Genomic DNA, 1,784 nt, shown 5'->3' on the forward strand with positions numbered 1-1,784 from the left:
CGTTCTCGAGCCGCTCGAGCACAGGGCAGTCGACCGAGATGAAAAGATCGGGATTGAGCTCGTAGCGAGATGCCGGTACGAGCTCGTCCGACCCGGCGAGGAAGCGATAGATGCGCGGGACGGGTGCATCGTCCGCCAACAGGAAGGCGATCTTCTTGCGCGGGAAGCGTCCACGCAGGGCGAGTCCGAGGCCGAGCGTAGAGCCGAGGGCATCGCCATCGGGGGACGTATGTCCCGAGATGGCGATGGTCTCGGCGGATTCGATGGCCTCGAAGATCGACCAGTACTCATTGGCGAAGGCAAGCTCGATGGACTCGGTGCCTTGTACGGCGGGTTCCGTGCCGGTATGCACGCTATCCATCGATCTCAGCCCCATCAGGTGCCGAAGCTTCCGCACGCGCCCCATCATCCTCATCGACAGCCGCAGACGCGGCGTCAGGATCGACGGGATACCCTTCTTCGTCCTTTTCCACACCGATCGTGGGCGGGACGTTCTCGAGGGCGCGCGCGATCCGCATGGCCTCGTCCGTCGAGCGGTCGATACGGAAGTCGAGCTCGGGCACGACGCGCCAATCGAGCGCACGGGCAAGGAGGCTCCGGATCTTACCCTTCGCGGCAGCGAGGGTGTCGAGCACCTCGTCATAGCGATCGCCGTCGCACGTCACGAAGATGCGCGCATACGAGCGGTCCTGCGCGACCTCGACGCCCGTGATCGTCACGAGGTCGAGACGCGGGTCGGCGATCTCGAAGAGCAAGATATAGCCAAGCTTCTCGCGAAGCTGTTCGGAGAGGCGACGCGTCGCCGGTGTCTGCTTCACGGGTCTTACCTCCTACTCCGTGCGCGCAACCTCGACGATCTTGTACGCCTCGAGCGTGTCGCCCACATGGATGTCCTGGAAGCGCTCGATGCCGAGGCCGCACTCGTAGCCAGAGCGCACGGTCTTGACGTCGTCCTTGAAGCGGCGCATCGAGGCGAACTTGCCGTCGAACACCACGACGCCGTCGCGCACAACGCGCACCTGGTCGTCGCGGCTGATCTCACCCTCGGTGACCATGCAGCCGGCGATGAGGCCAACTTTCGGCACGCGGAAGGTCTCGCGCACCTCGGCCACACCCGTCTGCACCTCTTCCTCGGTGGGCTTGAGCATACCGATGCGCGCCGCATCGATGTCCTCGATCGCCTTGTAGATGATCGAGTAGGTCTTGATCTGCACGTTCTCGCGCTCCGCGAGGTCGCGGGCTTTGGCCTGCGGGCGCACGCCGAAGCCGACGATGATGGCGTTGGAAGCGGCGGCGAGAATGACGTCCGTCTCGGAGATGGCACCGACAGCGGAGTGGATGATGTTGATGCGCACCTCGGACTGATCCATCTTGGCGAGCGAGTCGGCAAGCGCCTCGATGGAGCCCTGGACGTCGGCCTTGACGACGAGGTTGAGCTCCTTGAGCTCGTTTTCGCTCATCTCGGAGAAGAGGGTCTCGAGCGTGACGTGCTTGACCTTGTTCTGCTCCTCGATGCGAGCCTTGAGGGCGCGCTCGTCGGCGAGCTTCTTGGCGTCGCGGTCGTCCTCGAAGACGCGGAATTCGTCACCGGCGGTGGGCACGGAATCGAGGCCGAGAATCTCGAAGGCATCCGAGGGCACGGCGAGTTCCTTGTGGTCGCCGTGCTGGTCGATCATGGCGCGGACGCGGCCGAAGCTCGTTCCGGCGACGAGCGCGTCGCCCACGTGGAGCGTGCCGCGGTTCACGAGCACGGTGGCCACAGGTCCGCGGCCGCGGTCGAGCTT

Annotated in this window: 2 protein-coding genes and 1 pseudogene; all 3 read right to left on the reverse strand. The window is 64.8% G+C overall.

The features are described 5' to 3' along the window. Window positions 1-361, reverse strand: a 361-nt coding sequence (locus tag QZ079_RS09340; RefSeq protein ID WP_366926445.1) for a DHH family phosphoesterase, incomplete at its 3' end; no start/stop codon positions are given. Beyond that, window positions 354-818, reverse strand: coding sequence for a 30S ribosome-binding factor RbfA (gene rbfA / locus QZ079_RS09345; RefSeq protein WP_297037569.1), 465 nt, complete (start codon window positions 816-818; stop codon window positions 354-356). The genes rbfA and QZ079_RS09340, both read right to left, overlap by 8 nt. A gap of 12 nt (window positions 819-830) precedes the next feature. Next, window positions 831-1,784 (reverse strand): annotated as a pseudogene (locus QZ079_RS09350) (translation initiation factor IF-2); the annotation flags it as partial.

It is taken from the genome of uncultured Enorma sp., assembly GCA_905210055.1.
In the GTDB taxonomy this organism is placed as follows: Bacteria; Actinomycetota; Coriobacteriia; order Coriobacteriales; family Coriobacteriaceae; genus Enorma.